This window comes from Nocardia albiluteola, assembly GCF_018860155.1.
Classification (GTDB): Bacteria; Actinomycetota; Actinomycetes; order Mycobacteriales; family Mycobacteriaceae; genus Nocardia; species Nocardia albiluteola.
The window spans coordinates 280,186-305,867 of record NZ_JAHKNI010000011.1 but is presented as its reverse complement, the minus strand read 5'-3'; the positions used below and the strand labels follow the sequence as shown (position 1 = coordinate 305,867).

The 25,682-nt window shown below is 66.3% G+C and carries 24 protein-coding genes; 13 read left to right on the top strand and 11 right to left on the bottom strand.

Annotation, left to right across the window (positions count from 1 at the left end):
• Window positions 1–4: 4 nt before the first annotated feature.
• The 4 genes from KO481_RS29870 to KO481_RS29855 form a co-directional block, all read right to left on the bottom strand.
• Window positions 5–214 carry a hypothetical protein gene (locus KO481_RS29870; protein ID WP_215921700.1) on the bottom strand — a complete coding sequence of 70 codons (210 nt, stop codon included), beginning with the start codon at window positions 212–214 and terminating at the stop codon, window positions 5–7.
• The gene (locus KO481_RS29865; RefSeq protein ID WP_215921698.1) at window positions 178–399 is read right to left on the bottom strand and encodes a hypothetical protein; all 222 of its coding nucleotides are present in this window, start codon (window positions 397–399) and stop codon (window positions 178–180) included. The genes KO481_RS29870 and KO481_RS29865 overlap by 37 nt, the downstream gene beginning before the upstream one ends.
• Before the next feature lie 46 nt (window positions 400–445).
• Entirely contained in the window at window positions 446–1,969 is a 1,524-nt protein-coding gene (arfA, locus tag KO481_RS29860) for an arabinosylfuranosidase ArfA (protein WP_215921697.1), read from the bottom strand.
• A gap of 115 nt (window positions 1,970–2,084) precedes the next feature.
• Complete coding sequence (locus KO481_RS29855) at window positions 2,085–2,888, bottom strand: class III extradiol ring-cleavage dioxygenase family protein (protein WP_215921696.1); 804 nt, start codon at window positions 2,886–2,888, stop codon at window positions 2,085–2,087.
• A gap of 222 nt (window positions 2,889–3,110) precedes the next feature.
• On the opposite strand from KO481_RS29855, the gene KO481_RS29850 reads away from it, so the two are divergent.
• Window positions 3,111–3,812, top strand: a complete 702-nt coding sequence (locus tag KO481_RS29850; protein ID WP_215921728.1) for a GNAT family N-acetyltransferase — start codon at window positions 3,111–3,113, stop codon at window positions 3,810–3,812.
• Between the two features lie 126 nt (window positions 3,813–3,938).
• On the top strand, window positions 3,939–4,283 hold the full coding sequence (locus KO481_RS29845) for a hypothetical protein (protein ID WP_215921692.1): 345 nt from the start codon (window positions 3,939–3,941) through the stop codon (window positions 4,281–4,283).
• Between the two features lie 75 nt (window positions 4,284–4,358).
• Here the strand turns inward: KO481_RS29845 and sthA are convergent, their stop codons facing one another.
• From sthA to sigJ, 4 genes are all read right to left on the bottom strand, one after another.
• The gene (gene sthA, locus KO481_RS29840) at window positions 4,359–5,759 is read right to left on the bottom strand and encodes a Si-specific NAD(P)(+) transhydrogenase (protein WP_215921690.1); all 1,401 of its coding nucleotides are present in this window, start codon (window positions 5,757–5,759) and stop codon (window positions 4,359–4,361) included.
• A gap of 13 nt (window positions 5,760–5,772) precedes the next feature.
• On the bottom strand, window positions 5,773–6,273 hold the full coding sequence (locus KO481_RS29835) for a hypothetical protein (RefSeq protein ID WP_215921688.1): 501 nt from the start codon (window positions 6,271–6,273) through the stop codon (window positions 5,773–5,775).
• 185 nt (window positions 6,274–6,458) lie between these two features.
• The gene (locus KO481_RS29830) at window positions 6,459–6,884 is read right to left on the bottom strand and encodes a GlcG/HbpS family heme-binding protein (RefSeq protein ID WP_215921686.1); all 426 of its coding nucleotides are present in this window, start codon (window positions 6,882–6,884) and stop codon (window positions 6,459–6,461) included.
• A gap of 103 nt (window positions 6,885–6,987) precedes the next feature.
• Window positions 6,988–7,932 carry an RNA polymerase sigma factor SigJ gene (gene sigJ / locus KO481_RS29825; RefSeq protein WP_215921684.1) on the bottom strand — a complete coding sequence of 315 codons (945 nt, stop codon included), beginning with the start codon at window positions 7,930–7,932 and terminating at the stop codon, window positions 6,988–6,990.
• A gap of 153 nt (window positions 7,933–8,085) precedes the next feature.
• On the opposite strand from sigJ, the gene KO481_RS29820 reads away from it, so the two are divergent.
• Genes KO481_RS29820 through KO481_RS29810 form a run of 3 tightly spaced genes read left to right on the top strand, consistent with a single transcriptional unit; the run spans window position 8,086 to window position 11,514 of the window.
• Window positions 8,086–8,715 carry an LUD domain-containing protein gene (locus tag KO481_RS29820; RefSeq protein ID WP_215921683.1) on the top strand — a complete coding sequence of 210 codons (630 nt, stop codon included), beginning with the start codon at window positions 8,086–8,088 and terminating at the stop codon, window positions 8,713–8,715.
• A 52-nt stretch (window positions 8,716–8,767) separates the two neighbouring features.
• Window positions 8,768–11,017, top strand: a complete 2,250-nt coding sequence (locus KO481_RS29815) for a molybdopterin-dependent oxidoreductase (RefSeq protein ID WP_215921681.1) — start codon at window positions 8,768–8,770, stop codon at window positions 11,015–11,017.
• Window positions 11,014–11,514 (top strand): winged helix-turn-helix transcriptional regulator, encoded by a 501-nt coding sequence (locus KO481_RS29810; protein WP_215921679.1) that lies wholly within the window; start codon window positions 11,014–11,016, stop codon window positions 11,512–11,514. Before KO481_RS29815 ends, KO481_RS29810 begins: the two co-directional genes overlap by 4 nt.
• 151 nt (window positions 11,515–11,665) lie before the next feature.
• On the opposite strand, the gene KO481_RS29805 is transcribed toward KO481_RS29810, so the two are convergent.
• Complete coding sequence (locus KO481_RS29805; RefSeq protein WP_215921677.1) at window positions 11,666–12,289, bottom strand: antibiotic biosynthesis monooxygenase; 624 nt, start codon at window positions 12,287–12,289, stop codon at window positions 11,666–11,668.
• A gap of 203 nt (window positions 12,290–12,492) precedes the next feature.
• Here KO481_RS29805 and KO481_RS29800 point away from each other — a divergent pair, with 203 nt between their 5' ends.
• Window positions 12,493–12,888, top strand: a complete 396-nt coding sequence (locus tag KO481_RS29800; protein ID WP_215921675.1) for a hypothetical protein — start codon at window positions 12,493–12,495, stop codon at window positions 12,886–12,888.
• A 274-nt stretch (window positions 12,889–13,162) separates the two neighbouring features.
• On the opposite strand, the gene KO481_RS29795 is transcribed toward KO481_RS29800, so the two are convergent.
• Window positions 13,163–14,443: a hypothetical protein gene (locus tag KO481_RS29795; protein ID WP_215921673.1), complete on the bottom strand. Its 1,281-nt coding sequence runs from the start codon at window positions 14,441–14,443 to the stop codon at window positions 13,163–13,165.
• Window positions 14,444–14,509: 66 nt separating this feature from the next.
• On the opposite strand from KO481_RS29795, the gene KO481_RS29790 reads away from it, so the two are divergent.
• Window positions 14,510–14,764 carry an acyl carrier protein gene (locus KO481_RS29790; protein WP_215921671.1) on the top strand — a complete coding sequence of 85 codons (255 nt, stop codon included), beginning with the start codon at window positions 14,510–14,512 and terminating at the stop codon, window positions 14,762–14,764.
• On the opposite strand, the gene KO481_RS29785 is transcribed toward KO481_RS29790, so the two are convergent.
• Complete coding sequence (locus KO481_RS29785) at window positions 14,761–16,227, bottom strand: class I adenylate-forming enzyme family protein (protein ID WP_215921669.1); 1,467 nt, start codon at window positions 16,225–16,227, stop codon at window positions 14,761–14,763. The genes KO481_RS29790 and KO481_RS29785 overlap by 4 nt on opposite strands.
• 1,036 nt (window positions 16,228–17,263) lie before the next feature.
• Here KO481_RS29785 and KO481_RS29780 point away from each other — a divergent pair.
• The 6 genes from KO481_RS29780 to KO481_RS29755 all read left to right on the top strand — a co-directional run bounded on the left by KO481_RS29780 (window position 17,264) and on the right by KO481_RS29755 (window position 25,497).
• On the top strand, window positions 17,264–18,013 hold the full coding sequence (locus KO481_RS29780; protein ID WP_215921667.1) for a hypothetical protein: 750 nt from the start codon (window positions 17,264–17,266) through the stop codon (window positions 18,011–18,013).
• Complete coding sequence (locus KO481_RS29775) at window positions 18,010–18,684, top strand: DUF6875 domain-containing protein (protein WP_215921665.1); 675 nt, start codon at window positions 18,010–18,012, stop codon at window positions 18,682–18,684. Before KO481_RS29780 ends, KO481_RS29775 begins: the two co-directional genes overlap by 4 nt.
• Before the next feature lie 489 nt (window positions 18,685–19,173).
• Window positions 19,174–20,304, top strand: a complete 1,131-nt coding sequence (locus tag KO481_RS44475) for a class I SAM-dependent methyltransferase (protein WP_308166811.1) — start codon at window positions 19,174–19,176, stop codon at window positions 20,302–20,304.
• 87 nt (window positions 20,305–20,391) lie between these two features.
• Window positions 20,392–21,312, top strand: coding sequence for an SAM-dependent methyltransferase (locus KO481_RS29765; protein ID WP_245401675.1), 921 nt, complete (start codon window positions 20,392–20,394; stop codon window positions 21,310–21,312).
• A gap of 216 nt (window positions 21,313–21,528) precedes the next feature.
• Window positions 21,529–22,143: a cytochrome P450 family protein gene (locus KO481_RS29760; RefSeq protein WP_215921663.1), complete on the top strand. Its 615-nt coding sequence runs from the start codon at window positions 21,529–21,531 to the stop codon at window positions 22,141–22,143.
• A gap of 63 nt (window positions 22,144–22,206) precedes the next feature.
• Complete coding sequence (locus KO481_RS29755) at window positions 22,207–25,497, top strand: protein kinase domain-containing protein (protein ID WP_215921662.1); 3,291 nt, start codon at window positions 22,207–22,209, stop codon at window positions 25,495–25,497.
• Window positions 25,498–25,682: the final 185 nt, after the last annotated feature.

Here is a 25,682-nt window from a genome sequence, read left to right as displayed (position 1 = left end):
GCCCTCAGCGCAGTGCGAGCCAGGGTTCCGGCCACGGCAGGACCTGGAACGGTGAGTCTTCCCCGAACTTGAAGAGCCGGCGGGATCCCTGGTCGTCGCCGTCCGCGATGCCGTACCGCCTGTTGGTCGCGGAGAACAGCGCCCACGGCACGGTGCAGGGGTCCTCGCGCTTTTCGTTCAGGGCGACGATGAGGCTGTTGCGCTCGGGTGCCACGACGAGCCGCCGTCCGTCTCGAGGTCGTCGACGCCGAAACAACTGGCGTCCAGAACCGCTTCCTGGAACGCCGAATACTCCTCGGGGGAGAAGTAGCCACACCACCCGGGCACCTGCTCGTCCTCGGCCATGGGCTCCGTCACCGCCCCACCCTTCTCCACATCGTCCGGACGTGTCGACATCATCGAACGGCTCGATAAATTCGATCCTGTCACCGCTGGGAACTGCGTGTCAGGCTGCCGAAACGATTACCGCGGACCATGATTCGGCGGGCAGCGTGAGAGTGATCGTGGATCCCTCCAGTCGAGTGCCCGGCAGGCGTTGGCGCACATGGCGAGCCGCGGCCGCATCCAGGGGACCCTTGTCGTCGGCGATGATCACCGATGTGGATTGGATTGTGGTCCAAGTAATTTCGCCACGCATGCTGATGACCGCATCGACCGGGCGCTCGGCCCGGTTGGTCACGAATATCGACGACGTGCGTCCCGGCGCGTCATAGGTGGCCGCGGCCGCGACCGCCGGAACGTCGCCGTACTGGTTCGTCTCGATCTCGGGTGTGCGGATGCGGGCGACCAGGCCCACGCCGCGCGCGGACCCCGCGACGGCGGCGAACGGCGCGAAAATCGCCTGCCGCCAAGCATTTCCGTTCGGCTCGGTCATGATCGGCGCGATTACGTTCACCAGCTGCGCCAGACAGGCGACGGCGACTCGATCGGCATGATTGAGCAGGGTGATGAGCAGATCGCCGACGACCACCGCGTCCAGCGTCCCATAGACGTCCTCGATGCGCGGCCCGCTGGTATCGATCTCGAGGTTCTCGGTGCCCGGAAAGCGCGCCTGGTACCACACATTCCATTCGTCGAAGGAGATCCTGGGCCGGGTCCGGCTGTGTTTGCGGGCGGCCACGGCGTCGATTGTGGCCGCGACGTCGTCGATGAATTCGCTCATCTCGAACCCGGAGGCCAGGAAACTGCGCCGATCGCCGTCCAGCTCTTCGTAATAGGCGTGCATTGAGACGTAATCGACGACATCCCAAGCTATTTCGAGCGAGGCCGACTCCCAGTACCCGAAGGTGGGCATCCGGTGGTGCGAGCTGCCGCAGGCGACGAGTTCGATGCCCGGGTCGACGAGCTTCATCGCCTGTCCGGCCTGTGCGGCCAGGGCGCCGTACTCCGCGGCGGTCTTGTGCCCGATCTGCCACGGCCCGTCCATCTCGTTGCCCAGGCACCACAGCTTCACCCCGTAGGGATCGGCGGATCCGTTGCTGCGCCGCAGATCCGACCACCGCGTGCCGCCCGGGACGTTGCAGTACTCGACCAGGTCGGCCGCGGCCTGGATGCCGCGGGTGCCGAGATTGACCGCGAGCATCGGCTCCACGCGCCGGCGCGCGGCCCAGCGCAGGAATTCGTCCGTGCCGACCTGATTGGTCTCGATCGAGCGCCACGCCGGATCCAGCCGGTGGGGCCGCAGATCGCGCGGGCCGATCCCGTCCTCCCATCGGTATCCGGAAACGAAATTGCCTCCCGGGTACCGGATTACGGTAATGCCCAACTCGTCGATCAGCTCGGCCACGTCGCCGCGGAACCCCTCATGGTCCGCGGTGGGGTGGCCGGGCTCGTAGATGCCGGTGTAGACGCACCGGCCCATGTGCTCGACGAACGATCCGAACAGCCGCCCATCGATCGGCCCGCGATCGTGCTCGAGATCGAGGACGATTTCGACCGCGGCCCCGGGTATTTCGTGGTCATCGGCCATGGGACCTCCCGGCGGTGGGCGGAGCGATGTTAGCGATCACATGTGTGCTGCGTGTCACACGTTAAGGGTTCCCCGGGGCGCTGGTCAAGCGCTCGAGTCCGGCCCCGGCTACCGGTCATCGAATCATGGTGTCGCGCAGCCATTTCACCACGAAGTACCCCACCTCGCCGGATCCGGGGCGGTGCAGCATTTCGCTGCGGAACCGCTGCCCGCCGGCCGCGCCGGCGAGTACCTGCCATGCCGCCCGGCCGGTCGCGTTCACCGGCCGCGACGCCTGCGGCCGCAACCCGGCCAGCCATTCAGTGTTCGCCTCGCTCAACGCCCGCGCCACCTCCCGGTCGTGATATCCCGCTCGCGACTCCGGATGTGGGCGAGTGGTCACGCCACGTATCGCCGATCCCTCACCGAGTACCAGCATGGCGACCCGATCCGCCCGCCCGGCCAGCTCCCGGCCGAGATCGGCGCACTCCTGCGGAGACGCGTCGAACGCCACGGACTGTAAAACAACATCCTTCGTCACGATGATTCCCGCGGGCTTGGCGGTGCACAGCAGCCAATAGCCGATCGACAACGTCGGTGGCATCGGCTCGGGAGGGCCACTGCCCTCCCACCCGTACTCCCAATCCATACCTGCCGCCCGGAGGCTGGCATACGCACCGGAGGGGTCATAGGAGCGTGTCACCTCGGCACCACCGACGATCACTACCACCTCGGGTGTCGTGGCGGCCTTCAGACGCTCCTCGAAGAATTTCTCGCGGCCTTCCCGGTACGTTTCCGGTCCCCACACCGGGATATCCAGCCCGCGAACAGCATCCATACATGCCCGCCGCACCCGGTCCCAGTCACCGGCGGCGTCACCGGCGACCGCCGGAACCAGCCCCGGCGGATGCGGGCACACCACCGCCGAAATCAACGCCATGCCAACACTCCTCACCAACTCGCTTCACACCACCATGCCACCGGCAGCGACCATCCGAAATGCAATCGCCTTCGAACATCGACAAGAATTGCGATGATCGCAACCGGTGCCAATGCCCGGACTCCTCGTTAACGTCCTGGTGGTCGGACATTGTCGCGCCAGGAGTATGCCTTGACCGCTGAGTCGTTCGTTGCCGCCGAGCCCTCGGCTCGAATCCCGTCGATCGCCGATCCGGTACCGGGCGGCGCCGCGCCACATCCGCTCGACGACCCGGTACGAGCCTCGCTGCGCGGCGAGCACCGCCGGTTCGCGAGCTGGATGGGCCGGATCGGCCGCTATGACCCGCAGGTCGCGCGTTTCGTGGGTCATCCGCCGGAACTGGATCACCAGGACTGGGCCGACCTGGCCACGGTGCTCGGACCGGGCGGCACGACCGGCCTGCGAGGCGGCCATGTGCCGCCCCCGGAGTGGACGGTGCTCGACGAAATCGGCTCCGTCCAGATGGACGGCACCGCGCTGCGCGTGGCCCCCGATCCCGGTCTCGACACGCTCACCGCGGCGGATGTCCCGGACATTCTCGAGCTGATCGCCCGCACCGAACCCGGCCCCTATGCGCCGCGCACCATCGAGATGGGCAGGTATCTCGGTCTGCGCGTGGACGGCAGGCTGGTGGCGATGGCGGGGGAGCGGATGCATCCGCCCGGCTGGACCGAGATCAGCGCGGTGTGCACCGACGCGGAATTCCGTGGCCGCGGCATCGCGACCCGCCTGATCCGCGCGGTCGGCGCGGGCATCCGTGCGCGCGGCGAGATCCCGTTCCTGCACGCGCTCGCCTCGAATACGAACGCGATAAGCCTGTACGAGACTCTGGGTTTCAGCCTGCGTAAGCGCTCGGTGCTCACCATCGTGCAAGCACCGGGTTAGACGTACCTCCGCATTCGCTCCGGCCATGCGCGGTCTATCGACGGCTTCGCCGACGGCGCCCATTAGGCAGTGCTGTCTCGGCGGACGCGCTGCCGGAACGGGCGGACATGGCTATCGTGTGCCACCATGAGTCATCGTGTTGTTCGCTGTGTGGGCCGTGCCGTGCTGATCGGGGCGGTGCCGCTGGCCGTCGCGCTGCAGAGTAGTGGGATCGCCGCCGCCTCGTCCTCGTCTCAGGGCGTTCCGTTGGAGGTGGCGACGAATCCCGATGCCCTCGACCATGATCCGGTGCACAACGGCATCGTCGGCGGTGCGATTGTGGGCGCCACCGGGTCCGGGGTGCTCGGCGCCGCGCTGGGTTCCGGCGTCGGGGCAATCCCCGGGGCCCTGCTCGGGGCGGTGGTGGGCGGCGTCACCGGCGGGCTGCAGGGTTACTACAACCCGCGCTCGGTGCCGCAGGCGCTGCCCTGACCCTACGGTGTCGCAGTGACTTCCGGGCGTGGTCCGGGGAGGGCGGGCCGAGGTCGCCGAGCACCGGCAGCTCGGTCAGTCCATGTGATCGATCTGGCGGATCTTGTTCATCGCGTCCAGTGCGGCGACCTTGTACGACTCCGCGAGGGTGGGGTAGTTGAAGACCGCGTCCACGAGGTAGTCCACCGTGCCGCCGCAGCCCATCACGGCCTGTCCGATGTGCACCAATTCGGTTGCCCCGGTGCCGAATACGTGCACACCCAGCAGCTCGCGGCTGTCCGGGCACACCAGCAGCTTGAGTACGCCGTAGGAGTCGCCGATGATCTGGCCGCGGGCCAGCTCCCGGTAGCGGGACACGCCGACCTCGAAAGGCTTACGCGCCGCGGTCAATTCGTCCTCGGTGCGGCCGATGAAGCTGATCTCCGGGATGGTGTAGATCCCGATCGGCTGGAGTGCGGACAGGGTGTGCATCGGTTCGCCGCACGCGTGGTGCGCGGCCAGGCGCCCCTGCTCCATCGAGGTCGCGGCCAGCGCCGGGAAGCCGATCACGTCGCCCACCGCGTAGATGTGCGGGACCTCGGTGCGGAAGTGGTCGTCCACCGAGACGCGACCGCGCTTGTCCGCGCTCAGCCCGGCCTTCTCGAGTCGCAGGCTCTCGGTCATGCCCTGGCGGCCCGCGGAGTACATGACCACCTCGGCCGGAATCTTCTTGCCGCTCTCCATGATCGCGATGGCCCCGCGGGGATGCCGCTCCACCGCGGCGACCGTCTCGCCGAACCGGAAGGTCACCGCGAGATCGCGCAGGTGGTACTTGAGCGCCTCGACCACCTCGATATCGCAGAAGTCCAGCATTCGCTCCCGCGACTCCACCACCGTCACCTTGGTGCCCAGCGCGGCGAACATGGAGGCGTACTCGATGCCGATGACGCCCGCGCCGATCACGATCATCGACTGTGGCACCCGCTCGAGTTGCAGGATGCCGTCGGAATCGATGATCGTCTTGCCGTCGAAATCGACGGTGCTCGGCCGGGCGGGCGCCGTGCCGGTCGCGATCACGATGTTCTCGGCGGTCACCTTCCGGCCCTCGGCGCTGCCGTCCATCACCTCGACGGTGTGCTCGTCCAGGAACGAGCCCATGCCCGGCAGCAGCGTCACGTGATTGCGGGAGAGCTGGTTGCGGATCACGTCGACCTCGCGGCCGATCACGTGCTGGGCGCGCGAGAGCAGGTCGGTGACGGTGATGTCCTCCTTGACCCGGTAGCTCTGCCCGTACATCTCGCGCTGGCTCAGGCCCGTCAGATAGAGCACCGCCTCGCGCAGGGTCTTGGACGGAATGGTGCCGGTGTTGATGCACACCCCGCCGATCATGTCCCGCCGCTCGATCACGGCGGCCCGTTTACCCAGCTTTGCCGTGGCGATGGCGGCCTTCTGACCGCCGGGACCCGAACCGAGGACGAGCACGTCGTAGTCGTACATGCGCCTCAGTCTTTCAGATCTGATGCCACCACGCGACGAAGAGAACAACACCCGCCGCGGCGAGCGCGACGGCCGCGGGCACCGGCCACCATGCCCCGCCGCGGGCGAGCAGCCGATCCGCCAAGCGCAGTTGCAGCACACCGACATCCGCGAGCAGCACCGCAGCCACCGGCTGCAGGAGCACCGCGAGCGCGGTGTGCACAGCCCAGGCCCCCATGAGAGTTGGCCCGCCCCAGGAGTTTTCGAGGCCGCTGTCGCCCACCAGCGGGTACGCCAGACCGCGCACGAGGGCTAGGACCGCCAGGAAGATCAGGAAGCAGGCGAGCAGCCCCAGCGCCGCTCCCAGTACGGTGTGCGCGGCAACGTATCCCCGTCCCGGCGTGCGGGATTCGAACGACGTCTCGCGCGCCCACCGCGCCGCCCGCTCCCGGATATCGATAGGGCACAACGACACCGGCAGCGCCAGCACCGCATAGGCGATCCGACGCCAGGATCGGTGAATCGTGAGCCGCATGCTGCGACCTTACCGAGGCAACCGGTTGCACGTCGTCCCCGCACGTCCGATCATTTCGTGTAGCGCGATCATCGCGAAAAGGCAACCCACACAATAGAGTTCGTGTGGTTGGCGGCGCTCAACATCTCTCGGGCGCGAAGCGGCGCGGCGCGCAGGTGTGCGCCCTGGCGTGTCGCGGCTGGGCGTCAGCGCTCCTCGCGCCAGCGGTCCACCGCGGTCTGCACCGCCTCCTCGTCCTCGATCGCGTGCGCGCCGGAGGCGCCGGCCGCGCCGAGAATCACGCCGTCGACGGTGACCAGCACGCCACCGGCATACGGAATGAAATCGCCGCCGTTGAGATGCTGGATGCTGTCGGTGATCGGGCCCGGCAGCGTGATCTGGCCCGAGGGCCGCAGCGTCAGCAATGCGGTGCGCGCCTTGGCCACCGCGATCCGGCTGGTCATCGGCATGCCGCCGTCGGCCCGCCGCAGGGCGATCACCTCGCCGCTGACATCCAGGACGGCCACCGCCAGCGGCGGGAAGCCGCGCTCGGCGCCGACCCCCAGCGCGGAGGCCACCAGCCGATCGGCATCGGCCAGGGTCAGTCCGGGAAGGTGAGGAGTTTGCGTCATGATCAGAACCTAGCCGTATCCGGAGAACTTCTCCGTCCCGGTGGAACTCGGCCTTATCGCCCGAAGGTGAATGCGCCGAGCGCATCTCGTTCGTGAGGCGAGCTCAGCCTGTGGTCCAGCGACGGAGCTTGTCCGGATTGCGGATCACCCAGATACGCCGGATCCGGTCGCCCGCGACGTCGAAGGCGAAGACGGTCACCGTGACGCCGCCTTGCTGCGCCACCAGCCCGGGCCTGCCGTTCACGGTCCGCTCCAGGAAGGTCAGGTCGCTGGGTATCCGTTCGGCGAGCTCCATCCAGGCGTGCGCGATCCGTTCGCCGCCCTCGATGGGGTCCAGGAAGCTGATCACGCGACCGCCGCTGTCGGCGGTCGCCGTGGCATCGGGGTCGAGCAGTCCGACGATGGCGCCGATGTCCTTGGCCTGCCATGCCGCCTTGAAGGCCCTGACGACCTCGGTCTGCCGGCCCGCCGGGGTCGCGGTCGGTTGCGCGGCGCGGACGCGGCGGCGGGCCGAGGAGGCCAGCTGGCGGGACGCGGCCGGGGTGCGGCCGGTGATCTCGGCGACCTCGGCGAAGGGATAGCGGAAGACGTCGTGCAGGACGAACGCGACTCGCTCCGCCGGCGTCATCGCATCGAGCACCACGAGAAAGGCCATGCTGATCGACTCGTCGAGGGTGACCCGCTCGGCCGGGTCGACGGCGCCGGCCGGGCGGACGCGGTCCCATTCGGCGGGGTCGGGCAGTGGCTCAGGGATCCAGTCGCCCACGTACGTCTCCCGGCGGGCGCGCGCCGAGCCCAGCAGGTTGAGGCAGATGCGGGTGGCGACAGTGGTGAGCCAGGCGCCCGGGGATTCGATGGCGTCCCGCTGCGGCGCGGTCAGGGCATACCAGCGGACATAGGTCTCCTGGACGGCGTCCTGCGCCTCGTCCAGCGAGCCCAGCAGCCGGTACGTGAGGTTGATCAGCTGACGCCGCTCGCTCATGACCGCGTCCAGGTCCGGATCGGACGGGCGTGGATCGGTGGCGTCCGGCCCGGGTCGAGTGGTCATGTCGGCTCCCTTCGTCTTTCTCCCTAGCACTACGACCGGGCAGCGCGCCGGAATGTGAGGTCCGGCCTGACATTCGGGAGGGCTGCGTTGTCGTCAACGGTGAACCCGGTCGCGTTCCGGTCCGGGCGAACCCTCAACTCTGGAGAAACTCCGATGACCATCCAGATTCCCGCGCCCTCGTTCACCGACCCGGCCTCCGCGCATTGCCTGGAGCGGGCCGCCGCGGCGTTGACGGCACACAATTTCGCCGTCGAAATCCTCGCGGACGTCGCCGCCGCGCGCGCCCGCGTCGCGGACCTGATCCCAGCGGGCGCCAGTGTCTTCACCGGCGCCAGCGAGACGCTGCGCCTGTCCGGCATCGAGGCGGACATCAACGACAGCGGGCGCTACGACGCCCTGCGCCCGCGCGGCCTGGCCATGGACCGCGCCACCCAGGCCGACGAGATGCGGCGGATGTTCGCCGCTCCCGACGTCATCGTGGGCAGCGTGCACGCCGTCACCGAGAACGGCTCGCTGGTGATCGCCTCGGGCAGCGGCAGCCAGCTGCCCGGCTACGCCGGCGGCTCGGCCCGCGCGATCTGGGTCGTCGGCGCGCAGAAGGTGGTTCCCGACCTGGACGCCGCGCTGCGACGCGTCGAGGAACACTGCCTGCCGTTGGAAAGCGAACGCGCCCAGCGGGTTTACGGAAGGCCCAGCGCCGTCAGCCGACTCCTCGTGCTCAACCTGGAGCCCGTCCCGGGTCGTGGCACCGTCCTGTTGCTGCGCGAGGCGATCGGATTCTGAAGAATCTTCCGTAGTGGGTAGCGCTAGTGAACTAACCGAGTATGCTGCCGATATGAACGAATGGCGACCTACGGCGTGCATCCTGTGCGAGTGCAATTGCGGCATTCAGGTGCTGCTCGGGCCCGATGGCCGTTCGTTCGAGAAGATCCGTGGTGACAAGCTCCATCCCGCCTCGGCGGGATACACCTGCAACAAAGCGCTGCAGCTGGACCGGTACCAGAACGGGCACACGGGCCGGTTGACCGCGCCGCTGCGCCGCCGCAAGGACGGCAGCTTCGAGGAGATCGATTGGGACACCGCGATTGCGGAGATTTCGGCGCGAATGCTGGAGCTCGGGCAGCACTTCGGCGGGGAATCGATCTTCTACTACGGCGGCGGCGGTCAGGGTAATCACCTGGGTGGCGCGTACGCCCCGGCGACCATGGCGGCCTACGGGATGAAGTATCGCTCCAGCGCCCTGGCACAGGAGAAGACCGGCGACTTCTGGGTGGGCGCGCGGATGGCCGGCCACCCGATGCGCGCCGATGTCGAGCACGCCGAGGTGGCCTTCTTCATCGGCAAGAACCCCTATCAGTCGCACGGCTTTCCGCGGGCGCGCACCGTCCTGAAGGAGATCGCCAAGGATTCGGCGCGGTCCATGATCGTGCTCGATCCGGTGCGGACCGAGACCGCCGAGCTCGCCGATTTCCACCTGCAGCTGCGTCCGGGCACCGACGTCTACCTGCTCTCGGCCATGGCCGCGATCCTGGTGCGCGACAACCTGATCGATGGCGACTGGCTTGCCGTGCACGCCACCGGCCTCGAAGCCGTGCTGCCGGTCCTGAACGCGGTGCCGATCGACAAGTACTGCGCCATCGCCGATGTCGACCTCGACCTGGTCACCGCCGCGACGCACCGTCTGGCGCGCGCGCATTCGGTGGCGGCGCTGGAGGATCTGGGCGTGCAGATGAACCGGTACTCGACCGTGGTCAGCTACGTCGAGAAGCTGGTCTGGATTCTCACCGGCAATGTCGGAAAGCCGGGCACGCAGTATGCCTTCACCGGCCTGTCCAATCTCGGTCACGACCGCGGACATCCTGCGGGCGAGGGGCCCCGCAGCCCCGTGGCCGGCGCGCAGATCGTCAGCGGCCTGGTGCCGTGCAACGTGATCAGCGAGGAGATTCTCACCGATCATCCCGCGCGCTACCGGGCGATGTTCATCGAGAGCTCGAACCCTGCCCACTCCCTTGCGGATTCGGCGCGCATGCGCGAGGCCCTGGAGGCGCTGGAGCTGGTGGTGGTGATCGATGTCGCCATGACCGAGACCGCCCGCCTGGCCGATTACGTGCTGCCCGCGCCCACCCAGTTCGAGAAGTACGAGGCCACGTTCTTCAATTTCGACTTCCCACGCAACATCTTCCACCTGCGCCACCCGGTGCTGCCCGCGCCCGAGGGCGTGCTGCCCGAGCCCGAGATTCATGCCCGGCTTGTGGAGGCCGCGGGCGTGCTGGGCGAGGCCGACTATGCGCCGCTGCGGGCCGCGCTGGCGCAGGGCCGCGAGGCATTCGCCATGGCATTCCTGGGCGTGCTCGGCGATCCGGCCCGGTCGAAACTGGCGCCCGTGCTGCTGTATCGCACACTGGGACAGACACTCCCGGACGGTGCGGCGTCGGCGGCCCTGCTCTGGGCCGCGGCATACAACATGGTCCGGCGATTCCCGGCCAGCGTCGAACGAGCGGGGTACGGAACGGGTATGGAGGCCGGGGAGCGCCTGTTCGAGGCCATTCTCGCGGGCGAGCACGGCGTCGTCATCTCCGAGGACGATTATGCCGAGACGTGGAACCGGGTGCGGGACGGGGTGATTCGGCTCGACATTCCCGAACTGCTCGAGGTCGTCGCCGCGCTGCCCGACGCGCCCGGCGACAGCGCCGACTGGCCGTTCATTCTGTCCGCGGGCGAGCGCCGCGCGTTCACCGCGAACACCATTTTCCGGGATCCGACCTGGCGTAAGCGCGATGCCGCCGGCACGCTGCGCATCAGCACCACCGACGCCGGGCGACTCGGCCTGACCGCGGGCGATCTGGTCCAGGTGACCACCCGCCGCGGCACCGCGCGGGTGCCGGTCGAGCCCACCGACCGCATGCGCCCCGGACATCTCTCGCTGCCCAACGGTTTCGGCCTCTCGGTCGAGGATCCCGAGGGCGCACCGGTCACCACCGGGACCGCCCCCAACGAGCTGACGTCCTTCGAGGCGCGCGACGAATGGGTCGGAACCCCCTGGCACAAGTACGTTCCCGCGCGCCTGGATACGGTGAGCTCATGAAGCGGACGAGTTTCGCCAACTGGCCGTGCACCGTGGCCCGCACGGTCGACCTCCTGGGCGACTGGTGGACTCCCCTGATCCTGCGCGAAGCCTATTACGGCGCAACCCGTTTCGACGATTTCGAATCCACCCTCGGCCTGAGCCGCAATATCCTGGCCCAGCGCCTGACCCGCCTGGTCGAGACCGGCCTGCTGATCAAGGTCCCCTATCAGGAGCGACCGGTGCGTCACGAATACCGACTCACGGACCAGGGCCGCGACTTCTTCCCGGTCCTGGCCGCCATGATGGCCTGGGGCGACCGCTATCTCGCCCCGGAGGCGGGCGAACCCGTTGTCCTGCACCACACGACCTGCGACCACGACACCCATGCCGAGGTCGTCTGCGCCCAGTGCCGCGAGCCCCTGCGCCACGAGCACACCACCGCTCGACTGGGGCCGGGATTTCCGGCGCGCTTCCGCGAATCCGCCTTGGCGACAGGAAGATTCCCCATCGACTGAGCGGGCGAGGTCACACCGGCCGACACCCGGTGAGAGGCGCCGCGGGCTGCCGACTGCAGCGCGCACCGCCTCACCGACCCGGAACATGCCGTGCAGTCCGCCATGTACGGCAGTTGGGGTAGGGGAGTCGATTCGTAGTCAGCCGCGCTACCTACGCCATTTCGGGAACGCGCAGGTGCGCCAGCGCCAGTTCGAACTCAGCGCCCTCGAGCACCTCGGCGCCGGAGCGCCGACTGGCGTCGGCCCGCAGTGAGGCGGCCTGGTCGCGGGTGCGGCGCATCGCCTCGGCGCTGTCGTAGGTGGCGCAGGAGACCGCGCGACCGGATGTCCGGTTGATCATGAGGCTCGCGCTGCAGAATCCCTCGAGCGTTTCCATCTCGGACAGGAACTGGGATCGGTATGCCTCGACGGCCCCTTCCAGCCGGTCGGGATCTGTCTTGAGCCAGACGGCGCGGGCGCAGGCGCCTTCGAGTGTTCTGTGTTCGCGATGCAGAACGGCGATCTCCCATTCCTCGACCTGGGCGCTGCCGCCGCCGAACGAACCGGCGGCGCCCTCGCGGATCGGGAGGACCCGGGTCGCGCTGTCGTGCATGGCAGCTGCCGTTTCCCACGCGGTGGTGGCGATACACCGGCCGGACTTCCGGTCGACCAGCAGGGACAGCCCCACGCAACCGGGGATTTCCTGCAGGGCCGGCATCACATGATCGCGGACGTGCGCAATCCCGGCGTCGATAGCGGAGGGTCGCGCCTGAATCGTGGTGGAGCGTGCGTACACGACCCCACCTCCTCTCGGCTCGGAGGCGACGCCCGGTGGCGCCACCGGTGTCTTCGAGCCTGCTCCTCGAGGACCCGCGAGGCAAGGGAGCCGGCCACGGGTAAGAACACGTATAGAAGTAGGTAGTTCTACGGTCGCGTATCGAACGCGGGAAAAGGATGGTGGAAAGCAACGGACCTGGCACTACCGCTCGAGGATGCGCAATGGACTACTCACAGAATCGACAGCGAGGTCGTGCCGGTGCACCGTGGCGCCGTGCGTCGCAGCAGTCGGAGCCGCATGCCGGCTACGACTCGTCGTGGGTTCGCTCGTCCTCGAGCCAGCTGCACTTCCTTCATTCGAAGCGATCGATTGATACCGAACTGGCGCCCGTGATCGACTACGCCATCCGCTGGGCGCCGTTCGGTGGCGCCAGTGCCGGCGAACTGCTGGTCCAGTTCGGTGTCGAGCGTCGGCGCTTCCTGGAGATGGTGCAGGCCGGTCTACGGCTTCGTCGTACCGACAGTCAGGAAGTGCGGTGGCTCAAGCGCGGGCTTGTGGATGCCTTGGCCTTGGCATGGCGCGTAGACAAGGTCGCCGGCGGGGGGACAGCGTGTTGATGAGACATGCCGGAGGTTCGGAGCTTTCGGAGGCCGAGGATGTTCACCTGCGGATCTGGCTGAATGGCACCGCTTTGGACTATCGAGCGACAGTCGCCGCGGCATACCAACTCATGCGTGATTGGCGGCAAAGACGCTGCTGTGCAATCGAACTCATCGTCAACACGGTGGAAGAGTGCATGCCGAGGACCAGGCTACCGAACGAACGGCTGTTTCTGGGTCCGTGATCGGGGGGAAATCCCTCGATCGGGTGTACATCGTGACGCGGCCTACCTCATCCAGCGCTTTCGAGCCGGGCCACGGCGTTGTCGGTGAGCCAGCCTGCCTCCTGCTCGCTTATCGCGCTTGGCGTGTACCCAACGCTGAGGTCGAGGCCACCGAGTTGCTCGTTGGCGATCACAAACAGAAACGGCCCGAACATGTCGAGCGAAACGGCCCTGGTGATGCCCTCGAGCTCGTAGGCGCCGTAGCTGGTCTGGAGGCCGGACCCGTCTGCCGTGGTAACGGCGAGTCCGTCGAGGCGCCGCCTGTTCCGGATCGTCGGGCCGGCTTCGTGCCGATACACCTCCCAAGTGGGAAACTTCATGATCGAGGCGGACTCCCGGTCCTTGGCCAGCGCGGCGATCAATCCGAACGAGGCATCGCGGGCGGTTACCCAGAAGTCGTCGGTTATCCGGTGCTTGGTACGCAGGATGTCGACGTAGCAGGCGTAGGTATCGCGCGGTAGCGCGAGTGTACTGAGGCGCCGGAGGTCGATCGGGCTCAGCACGGTCATGGCGTCGAGCCCGTACCGTTCGCGCATGGCAAGCAGGAAGGCAGCCGTTATCGCACCGTGAAGCGTCGTTCTGTTGGCCCTGATGGCGTCGGTGAGCGTTACCGTCGGGGTGGGCCCGAGGTAGCGTGCCAGTACTCGCGTTCCTTTCTTCCGATCGCGTACCGTCTGCTTGGGTAGCCGAATGGCCGGCGTATAGGTGGTCTTCTTGCCATTGCCGGATTTCTTGGTCAGGCCCTCCTCGATCGGCGGGGGCAGGGCGGTGCTGATCGGCGATTTCAGCTGCGCCATGGCCGGATCGGCAAGGAATTCCAGAAGCTGGCGAGCGAACATATTGGCGGACCGGGCATCGAGCGTCGCGTGATCGGCGCAGATGACGAGATGGTTGAGGTCCGCGTCGGGCGACTGTCGCACCAGCGTGATCCGCAGCCGGGGATGGCTGCCCTTCTGGATCGGTGTGCGGATGTCATCGGCAAAGACCTTGCGCCAAGCGTCCGGGTCGGTGTCGTCGAGCACCGTCAACGGGATCTCCGTTGTGCCCTCGGTGTCGAACCAGCGCCGGCGAGAGACGAAGGGCGGCCGGGGTCGCCAGACGATCTTGCCGTAACGTATATGAGCGCGAAGCATAGGATGCTGGGTCTGGAGCCAGGCGAGCGACCGCTGCACCAGCGCCGGATCGAGGTGGCCTCGCACGTGCAGCACCTGCATGGCGATCAGCTCGCCACGGATGTGCAGTTCACTGAGCAGTTGCTCCCGTTCGCCCAGTGGGCGCATTTCGCCCACGCCGTCCTCCATATTTTCGTTGCGATGAAATTGGCCGATATGCTGAGTATATAAGGGGTTGGAGTGATGAACGATATCGAACGTCCGATAATCGAGTATATTTCCGCCATGGCGGCTGAAATCGGTGCGGCGCCGGTTGATCGCGAGACCCGTCTGCTCGAGATCGGCCTGCTGGACTCGATCAGTCTGGTAAAACTCGTACATTTTCTCGAGGAGCGATTCGAGATCAGCCTCCCTGACACGGAGATACGGGCGGACCTGTTCGAATCCCCCGCGCATCTGGCAGCCTACGTTTCACAGCGGATGACGCGCCCCGCCTAGAGCTCGCGTAACCGCGCACGGAGCACCTTGCCGGCCGAACTCCTCGGCAGTGCGTCGATGAATGCGATCTCGGCCGGAACCTTCTGAACCGACAGCCTTTCGCGGGTGTAGCGGATCAACTCATCGGCCGACACATCCGCCCCTTTGACGACAAACGCGATCAAGCGATTGCCGTTGCGCGCATCCGGATCCGGGAGACCAGCCACCGCGGCCTCGGCGACGGCAGGCGAACTCATGAGTGTCTCCTCCACCTCGATGGGGTCGACCTTGTAGCCGGACACCTCGATCAGCAGCTTGCTCCGGCCACGAATGAAGATGCGACCTTCCTCATCGAGCGAGGCGAGGTCGCCGGTCCTGAACCAGCCCTCATCGAATGCCTCAGCATTAGCCGCGGCATCGCCGAGATAACCCCGCGTGAGCGACGACGATTTCAGTTCCATTTCACCAACGGATGGGCCGAATTCGGTCTCCGACGGAACGATGCGGACCCGGCCGTCGCCCGCCGGCTTGCCCACCGAGGCCCAGCTCGCGTCGGGATCGGCGGAATTATTGTGCGAGAACATGCTCGCCTCGGTCGAGCCGTAATCCTGGCGAAGTGTGACACCGAGGCGCTCGCGTACCGCTTCGAAGACCGGCCGCTTCAGTGCGACGCCGCCGGAGAAGGCCAGGCGCAGTCTCAGATCGAAACCGCCGCTCTGACCGGTGAGGATGTCGTACATTGCCGGAACAGCACCCATAACGGTGACGCGCTCGCGGACCATTGTGTCGAGCAGCTTCCGGCGCGATAGCGCCAGGGGCAGGGGATCGCTCCAGTACAGCGTCGTTGCGCCGCGGGCGACGGCTTGCGTAGCGCCCAGCAGGAAGCCCATCGAGAAGTTGCCCGGCAGAAAGTCGAGGACGATGTCGTCGGGCTGAATGTCCCACGCCGTGCTGGACCGTTCACTATCGGCGACGAGCTCGGCATGGGTGTGCGGCACCACCTTCGGCGACCCGGTCGAGCCGGACGAGAAGAGGTAGAGCGCCGCGGTGTCGCCGGGCAGTGCCGGCGGCTGGACGGTTGCACGTCCTTCGGGCAGGGCGCTCGTCAGGAACAAGGGAATGCCGGGGGCTGCATCTTCAATCAGCATCTCGGCAGCGGCGGCGAGGCCGGGAGCTGCGATGACGGCCCTGGGGCCGACCTTGTGCGCGAGCATGGCGAGTTCGGCTCGCGGGGCCGTCTCGGCCAGTGGCATCGCGATCGCGCCGATGGCGAAGAGCGCGTGGGCGGTGACGAAAAGATCGGGTGAGTTCGGAATCAGCAGAGCAACAGGATCGCCGTTCTCGATGCCACATTCGATGAAGCCCGTGGCGAGTCGGCCGATGCGCTCGACCAGAGCGGCGTAGGGCGTAAATGCTTCGCCCTGCCGCAATCCGCTGGTGATCGGCGCTCGCGCGGTGACCGCGAGCAGATTGTCGTAGATCATCTCTACTCCTGGTCGGCAACTAGCGTGGCGGGCATGGAGCGGTAGGCGTGCAGGTTTCGCAGGGGATGAGGGACAGGGGGGCCGTCCAGACGCAGATTCGGGTACCTGTCGAAGAGGGCTCGTAGCGCGATGGCGCCTTCCGCTCGGGCAAGAGGTTTACCTCGATGCGCCGCAACCCGCAGATAGGTCCGCGCGATGCCATGCGTGAGCACCCACCGAACCCAAGCGCGAGTCAACATTGCCACCTCTCAATCCTGACCTGCTCCTATGATACTGTGCGTCATTTCGGTATCAACTGTCACAGGACATGTGGAACATTCACGATTCTCCTTTGCCGGAAGGCATTTGGTCATCGAATCGAAGGGCGAAGGTCCTCTGTCGTTTTCGTTCGGCCGTATTGGCGTCGATGGTGAGAGTTCTGTCGAGAATCCGCAGAGCGCGGTCGATAGTCCCTGGTGGGTATAAGAATGATCTTGGTGCTGACTATTTGCGCGGACGTGTTGTTCGGCTTATACTTGGCCAGGTCGGGGTTAAGAACGAAATAGTGACCGATCCGTGACCTGAAATCGACCTGACCGAGGGTCGATTGAAAGTTTGAACCGGACGCGTCAGTCGAACAGTTGATACCGCTGCCTGTAGGACAGCGCGGGTTGCGGCTGGTGCGGAAATTAGGTCCGGATATGCCGATATCCGAGGGGTCGGCCGGCGCAAATGTGGAACCGGGAGGGTATTTAGTCGCCGAGTCGAAAGGCTAAAGTCCTCTGTCGTTTTCATCTAGCGTAACGGTGTCCTTGGTGAGTTCCACCGAGAATCCGCACCGCACGGCCGATCCTCCCTGGTGGATATAGAAAAGAGCTCGGTGCTCGGCGGTTTGCGAGGTCGGTGTGAGAAGGCTGAGATGACCGTTTCGCGACCCGAACTCGACCCCGGCCGAGGATCGAGCGACAATTCAGAGCGGGACCCGTCAGTCGAACAACCGATAGCGCTGTCTGCCGGACAGCAGGGGTTGTGGCTGGCGCAGAAATTGAGCCCGGATGTGCCGATATCCGAGGCGCAGTATATCGAGTGCCGTGGTGACCTCGATATCGATCTGCTGCGCACGATGGGGATCCGAGCGGGCCGTGAGTTGCGCCGGGAATACACCGCGCCGTTGGACATGACACGGGACCTGCTGGTCACAACCGCGATCGTGCGGCTCGGGGATCGGCATTATCTGCTGTACTGCAGGAGCCACCATGTCGCGATGTATGGCTACGGCGCGATGATGATCGTGAATCGGATTGCGGCGCTGTACACCGCGGCGGTGCAGGGCCGCGTCGCGGAGCCCAACCGAGCGGCAGACATTCGCGCTCTCTACGAGGCCGATCTTTCGGCCAAAGCACTGGGCGCGAGCCCGGCCGCGGTGGTAATCGCCGCATTCGGCTGCTACCTGGCCCGCCGCACCGGCCGGGACGAGGTGCTTGTCAACATTCCTGTGTCGGGTCGCACGACCGCCGTGCTGCGGCGGTCGGCGGACCCCGGCAGCGCCGCGGAGGGCGCCGAGATCCGCCGCCGCCGCGAGAACCTGGAGTTCTGGCGGGCTGCGCTTGCGGACCTTCCCGAGGAGCTTTGTTTGCCGTTGGACAGGCCGCGGCCGGCGGTGTTGTCGAATCGGGGTGCGACTTCGAGTTTCGTGTTGGATGCGGGGTTGGTCGGGGGGTTGGAGGATGTCGCGCGGCGGCATGGTTGTTCGTTGTTCATCCGGTCTCACCTCGGTAGCACCACAGTACAGAGGACTCGATCATGAAAGCGTTAGATGAACGCATCGGCACGCGCTCCGGCGTGAAACCGATCAACCTGTTCGCCACCGACGCGACAGCCCAGCCGCACGAGCACCCCTGCGCCGAGGAATTGCGGAGGTGGACTGTGGAATACCTGTGCCGACCCCATCCCGACCTCGGCCGGCCCGGCCCGGTCTGCCCGTATACGGGGCGTGCGGTGGTAAACCGATACCTCTGGGCGGCATTCATCGAAGGTGACGAGATCAGCCAGGAGTACTTCACAGCGGTCGTCGACGACATGAACGATCTGTTTCCCGTGCTGCCTCCCGGCCGCGGACCCGGCTCCAAGCTCAAGGCCGTCCTAGCGGTCTTTCCCGACCTCACCGAATACGAGAACCTGGAGGCCGTCCAGCGCAACCTGAAGACGAAGTTCGTCGAACAGGGATTGATGCTCGGGCAGTTCTATCCGGGCTGCACCGTCGCCGGACTGCACAACCCGGACTTCCCAGCGCTCGATTCCCCGTTGCCCCTGCTCGCCGTGCGCCAGATGGCCCCGACCGACTTCGCATTCCTGAAGACCCGATACGACTGGATCGATACCTATCTCAGGATCTTCGCACCTGGCATCCCCAGTTTCCTGAGCCATTCCCTGGCCGAGAAGCTGGTCGAGCGCCAGGAACCACCGCGCGCGAATTGATCTCGCGCTGTCACAGCAAAGATTTGACCCATCCCCAATCGGTCAGCATGGTCGATATCAAAGACGCTCGGCATGTCATACCGTCAGCCAATTCCTCCGGGCCGTCAAGAAATTCCTCCGGGACTGTCTGAGATCTCTCTCAGACAGTCCCGGGCTCTCGAGAAACCCCCCGGCGTGTCGGGATGAGGTTGTGCTGAGATGTGTCGGGGGTATCGACCTTCTATTTCAGATGCACCACACAAAGCTGCCCAGGGGGAAACAGATGTGGAGTGAGCCACCGCCACCGATCGGGGTTGCCTGGTGCGATGTCACAGCCACGGGCGAGGTCGCCATAGCCGGGGCCGCTGTCGCGGGAGCTGCGAGCGCACCCAGGGACAACGCCAACGCGGTCACTGCCAGAATCTTGAGCTTTCCTGTAGTCATTTTTCGACCTTCGATAGGCTTCGATGGGGTCTGCTGTACAGAAAGGTGACATCTTGTCAGCTCATCGTGCAGCAGACCCATGCGGACTATGACGGCCTGACACAACCGCCATCTCGACTGTTCACCTGGTGGCGCGCCGACGACGGCTCGGTAATTGCCACGCTGCAGGGGCCGTCGTCCTCACCACGAGTCTCGCTATCGTTTTATGCTCAGGCAATAATCGCTCGCCCCCGGATAACCATCGACGGACCTGTTCGTCAGCCCGTCGGCTATATGGCATTTGTCCGAGTTGGGCGCCCCGACGCCGCTCGAAGCGGACAAGACGCCTGGGTTCGATGGAAAGACCCGGAAATTATATTACTCCCGCATGATGCGGAATGCACCAGCCTGGACGCAGCGTGCGCCGCGCATCACCGACACCGCACCGTTCCGGCGACCATTCGTCCCATACCGCAACTAGATTGCCGATGGGTTGCCAGTGACCGTTTGGTGAGGGATCGTGGTGTGATGACCGATTCAGCGGCTGAACGGCCCACCGAACTCGACTTCGATGCCATATACCGCGGCGTAGGTCCATTTCGTGCCCCGTGGGACATCGGTGCCCCGCAACCGGCCTACGTTGCCGTCGAACAGGCCGGTGGGATCACCGGCACGGTGCTCGACGCCGGTTGCGGAACCGGGGAAAACGCGTTGTACCTCGCAGACCAGGATTACTCGGTCATCGGATTGGACCTGTCGCTCACCGCTGTCGAGCTGGCCCGGGGCAAGGCCGCCGAGCGTGGTTTGGCGGCGACCTTCGAGGTGGCGGATGCGCTGGACCTCGACGCCTATACCGGACGTTTCGACACCGTCGTCGACTCCGGTCTGGCGCATCTGTTCGACGAAGACGCCCTACGCCGCTACGCGGCTGCACTGCACCGTGCCTGTCGTCCGAACGCTGTGGTGTACCTGCTGGCCCTCAGTGGCCCGGGTCTGGAGACAATAGCCGCGCAATTGCGCGAGCTGTCGGCCGACGAGGAACACCGCCTACCGCCGAATCTGATGCCGCCGAGCAAAAGTCCCGACGACCTGCGCGCCGGCTTCGCCGACGGTTGGCAGGTAGAGGCCATCGATGAGTCCACTCTGCGGGCAGTCCTGCCGTCGAGTAACGAACCAATCAGCATCAGCGGTTGGCTCGCCCGCTTCCGTCGCGTGTGAGACGAACCTCGCTGCCGAGCAACTCATCGATCGAAAAATAACCGATAGATTGCTGTACGCCTCGATGGCCGCGTAACTTGGGTAGACATGACAAGTGCGAACGAGTCCACGGGAGGCATGTCGGCCCGATGGGACATCGTCACCGGCGTCGGGCTGACAGCGCTCGCAGTCGCGGCGGGCCGGGCAATGGAGACACACCGCGACGGCGGGTTGGTCTCGGACCCCTATGCGGAAGCATTCGTGCACGCGGCCGACCCGCCGGTCGAAGTGCCGACTCGGCTGGACGCGGCCGAGCGCGATTCCGATATTCCCTGGGCGTCGATGGCCCGCTATATGGGAGTACGGTCGCGGTACTTCGACGACTACTTCACCGGGGCGTCGGCGGCTGGGGTGTCCCAGGTGGTTCTGCTCGCTGCCGGCCTGGACGCCCGCGCATTCCGGCTGGGCTGGCCGGAGGGAACCGTAATCTATGAGCTGGATGCGCCGAAAGTGCTGGAGTTCAAGGACCGCGTCCTTGTCGAGCAGGGTGCGCGTCCCCGGGCGCAGCGGCGGGTGGTTGCGGTGGATTTGCGGGAGGAATGGACACGCCCGTTGCTACAGGCGGGTTTCGATCCCTCTCGCCCATCGGCCTGGCTTGCCGAGGGGCTATTGCCTTTTCTGCCGAATGCGGCGAAGGAACGGCTGCTGTCCGCAGTCGATGGACTCGCTGTCCCGGGCAGCAGCATCGAATTGGAGTACGTCGACGATTTGGCAAGCCTGCGCCGCGATCCGGAGTTCCAGGAGCGGTGGACCCGCATGGCCGGCCGGATGGGCCTGGATATCGCGCAGTTGTGGCCAGACGAGGAGGACTATCCCGTTGATGCCTGGTTGAGCGAGCACGGGTGGACGGTGACGGCCGAGCGCGCCATCGACGTAGCCGAGCGATACGGCACGCAGTTCCCAGAGCCGACGATGCTTCCGACTCGCGCGGGTCGGTTCATCACGGCCCGACGATCCGACAGGGCGTAAGGCTTGCTGAGCCAGCAATCATCTTCAACCACCACCGTCCAACAGAAAATGGCAGGTCAGTCCCATACACCGTGTCCTGCCGGGGGCGCCATGAACATGGGAACGACCGACTGACCCGTCGGAGCAACCACCGCCACCGAACTGGCTCCGGTGTCCGGTTAGTGCATAAGTTGCGCTCGCTCGTCTGGTCGTGGCAGCGAGACGATCATCATGGCCATGTTCGAGGGCAACGATGCCGCGGGCGGTAACGCGATGCTGATCGAAGCGCTCACCGAGCTGGTTACCCTCGAGCACGCCGAATCCGGCGACGACATCACCGCCCGATTGGTCCAGCACCCGGCCGAACTCGACGATCGGGAGATCATCGAGCAACTCGTGCCCCTCTACGGCGCCGGCGTCGAACCGGTGCTGAACCTCATCGCCAATACGCTGCTGCTGATCCTGACCAACGACCGAGTCGGCGGCAGTCTTCTCGCCAGCAGTCTCTCCACCCGGGACGCGCTCGACAAGGTGCTGTTCGAGGATCCGCCGATGGCGAATTTCTGCATGACCTATCCGCGGCAGCCCGGTGGTCATCAGCATCGCCGCCTGCAACAACGATCCGACCATCAGCGGTGGAGACCGGACCGGCAACCGATCCCGCCTGGCCTGGGGTGCCGGGCCGCACGCCTGTCCCGCCGGTCAGTCCGCGTATCTGATCGCCCAGGATGGTGTGGATCAGCTCCTCGATGCCCTGCCCGATATCCGCCTCGCTGCCGCGAACTCATCAGTGACAGCACCTCACCGGCCGCTGACACAGGCACGAAGGGCGAACATCGCCAACTGGGTTAGTGGGCGTACTCGCACTGATCCGTGCGTTACCATGTGGCTACGTCACGAACTAGGGCGATGCGTATGGGCGAGATCGACCCGTTGAAGACTCAGCGCGACGTGATCCCCACGGTCAGCGCAGCGGAACTGGCGGAAGCTGGATTCACCTATGCCGAGGAGATCGGGCGTGGGGGTTTCGGCGTGGTGTATCGGTGCACCCAGGCGGCCCTGGACCGGACTGTGGCGGTGAAGGTGCTCACCGCATCCCCGGACAAGGGGAACCAGGAGCGGTTCGTCCGGGAACAGCGGGCGATGGGCCGGCTGACCGGGCACCCGAACATCGTAGGTATGTTGCAGGTGGGCGTTACCACGTCCGGGCTGCCCTATCTGGTGATGCCCTACTACCCGCAAGATTCCCTGGATGCCCGGATTCGCCGTCACGGTCCGCTGCCGGCGGAGGAGGTGGTGCGGCTGGGGGTGAAGTTGGCCGGGGCCCTCGCCACCGCCCACCGGCTGGGCATCCTGCATCGCGACATCAAACCCGGCAACGTCCTGATCACCGACTACGGTGAGCCGGCATTGAGCGATTTCGGTATTGCGCACATCCCCGACGGGTTCCACACCGCTACCGGCACGGTCACCGGTTCACCGGCGTTCATCGCGCCGGAGGTCCTGGCGGGTGAGGCACCCACCTCCGCCGCCGACGTCTACGGATTCGGCGCCACCTTGTTCGCCGCGCTGACCGGGCACGTGGTATTCGAGCGGCACACCAGCCAGGGGGTGGTCGCCCAGTTCCTGCGGTTCACCACCCAGCCGACGCCGGATCTACGCGAGCACGGCATCGACGAGGACCTCTCGACGGTGATCGAACTGGCCATGGACCGTGCTCCCCAGCGGCGGCCCTCCGCGGCGGCGATGGGCGAGCAACTGCAGCAGGTGCAGGCCGGGCGCGGGTGGCCGATCGACGTGATGGCAGTCGGCGCGGACCAACAAGCAGCCACCCCGGTTCCTCTGCTTCCGCTCTCCGCCGGTCGCTCGTCGGCTCGCCAGACCCCGGGGGCGGCCGGTGGGACCGGGTCTCTTCCCCTCGAGCTGACCAGTTTCGTCGGCCGCCGCACCGAATTGACCGAGGCCAAGAGCCTGCTGGCCAACTCCCGGCTGGTGACATTGACCGGGATCGGTGGGGTAGGCAAGACTCGAATGGCGTTGCAGCTGGCGACCGGTGCGCAACGGGGCTTCGCCGACGGGGTGTGGCTGGTCCAACTCGCCGAGCTGCACGACGGTGCCCTGCTGCCGGGGGTGATCGCCGCCGCTTTAGGGTTGCGACCACACAGAAAGCCCATGCTCGAGGCGCTGATCGACTACCTGGCGTCGCGAGAGCTGCTGCTGGTGCTCGACAATTGCGAACAGATCGTGGACGCGGCCGCGAAGGTTGTCGAGACTCTGCTGCGGGCGTGCCCAACGCTGCGGGTTCTCGCCACCAGCCGCGAGGCTCTGGGCATCGGCGGGGAGACGGTGCTGCGGGTGCGGCCGCTGACGGTTCCGGATCCGGATCGGCAGCCGCCGTTGCGGGGTGCGGCCCGCTACGACGCGATCAGGCTGTTCGTCGAACGGGCCACCGCGGCTGTGCCCGGCTTCGCGCTCACCGAGGACAACGTGGCCGCGGTGGCCGAGATCTGCCGCCGCCTCGATGGACTGCCGTTGGCGATCGAGCTGGCGGTAGCCCGGCTGCGGGCGCTGGCACCGGAGCAGATCTTGCGGCGGCTCACGGACCGGTATGCGTTGCTGACCGGCGGCAGCCGCAGCGCACCCAGCCGCCAGCAGACCCTGCGGTGGTGTATCGACTGGAGTTACTCGTTGTGCACCCAGGCCGAACAACAGGTGTGGGCACAGCTGTCCGTGTTCGCCGGCAGCTTCGAACTCGACGCCGCCGAACAGGTGTGCTCGGGCGATCTCGGATCGCAGGATCTCCTCGACGTGCTCACTGCCCTGGTCGACAAGTCCATCCTGATCCGGCAGGAGTCGGACTCGGCGGTGCGGTTCCGGCTACTCGAGACAATACGCGACTACGGCCGCGACAAACTCGAACAAGCCGACACGTCCATGGAATTGCGGCGCCGGCACCGGGACTGGTATCGGCAGCTCGCCGAAAACGCCGACGCCGACTGGATCAGCCCCCGCCAGTTCGACTGGATGGCCCGCCTCGGGCGCGAGCAACCGAACCTGCGTGAGGCATTGGATTTCTGCCTGACCGATACCGAGGCGGAACCCGATGATGCCGCGTTGTCGTTCACCGCGGCCCTGCAACCGTTCTGGTACGGTCGCGGCCAGCTCGGTGAGGCGCGGTACTGGCTCGACCGCGCCCTCGCCGACGCGCCCGCGAACGCCACCCCGGTCCACGCCAAAGCACTGTGGCGCGCCAGCATGGTGGCTCAAGCTCAGGACGATCACCGAGCAGTGTCCGCACTGGTCATGCAGGCGGAGGCTCTCGCCGAACAGACCGCACAACCGATCGTGCACGCCTTTGTGGGTCTCACCCAAGCGATGCATGCTGTTCGCCCGGTCGACCTTCCGCGCAGACGCGCCTACCTGGAGGCTGCTGTCGAGTCGTTCGCCGCGCAAGGCGAGGTCTCCGGACAGATCTATGCCCTGCTCGGGCTCGGATTGGCACACGCCTTGTGGGAGGAAAACGCAGCAGCCCTTTCGTACAACGAGCAGGCCCTCGCGATCGCCGAATCCCACGGCGATTCCGTACTTCGGGCATATGCCTTGTGGGCGGCAGCGGTCGCCGAATGGCGCCAGGGCGACTACGACCGGGCGCTACGGCTGCTGCGGCAGGAGATCCAGCTCATCAAGCCGCAGAAAGACCCGTTCGATGTCGCGATAGCCCTGGAAACGCTGGCCTGGATTGTGGGAGCCCAGGGCAACGCACTGCGCGCCGCCGTGTTGCTGGGCGCTGCGAAGGCACTGTCTCAGGCGATGGGTGGCTCCTCGGTGTTCTTCCCGGAGATGGCGGTCGTCCATGAGGCCTGCGAACGAGCCGCCCGTCACACACTGGGCCAGCGCCCCTTCGAGACCGCCTACCGCGAAGGCGCCGCGCTGGATCTCGACGCGGCGACCGACTACGCCCTCGGAGCACAATCCACGACCACAGCTCCCGGTCCGGGTCCCTCGACGGAGCTGACCCGCCGTGAGCAGGAGGTCGCCGCCCTCGTCGCCAACGGCCTGACCAATAGGGCCATCGCCGCCAGGCTGCACATTTCCCAGCGCACCGCTGAGGCACACGTCGAACACATCCGGACCAAACTCGGATTCACCTCGCGCGCCCAGATCGCAGCCTGGGTCGGCGAGCAGAACCGACCGGCGCACAGGTGAAGGTACAGTTTGCGAACTCACGCTCGGGCGATCGGGCGGGTCTATCTCGCCCACTGCTCCGGCTCACTTCCTGTGCCCCTGGCGAATCGGCGACATCCTCGCTGCCCTCCTTTGTCCCGCTGCATATCGAACACCGCCAGACCGCATGAACTTGCACACCGGCTACGAGAAAGGCTCAGTGGCGG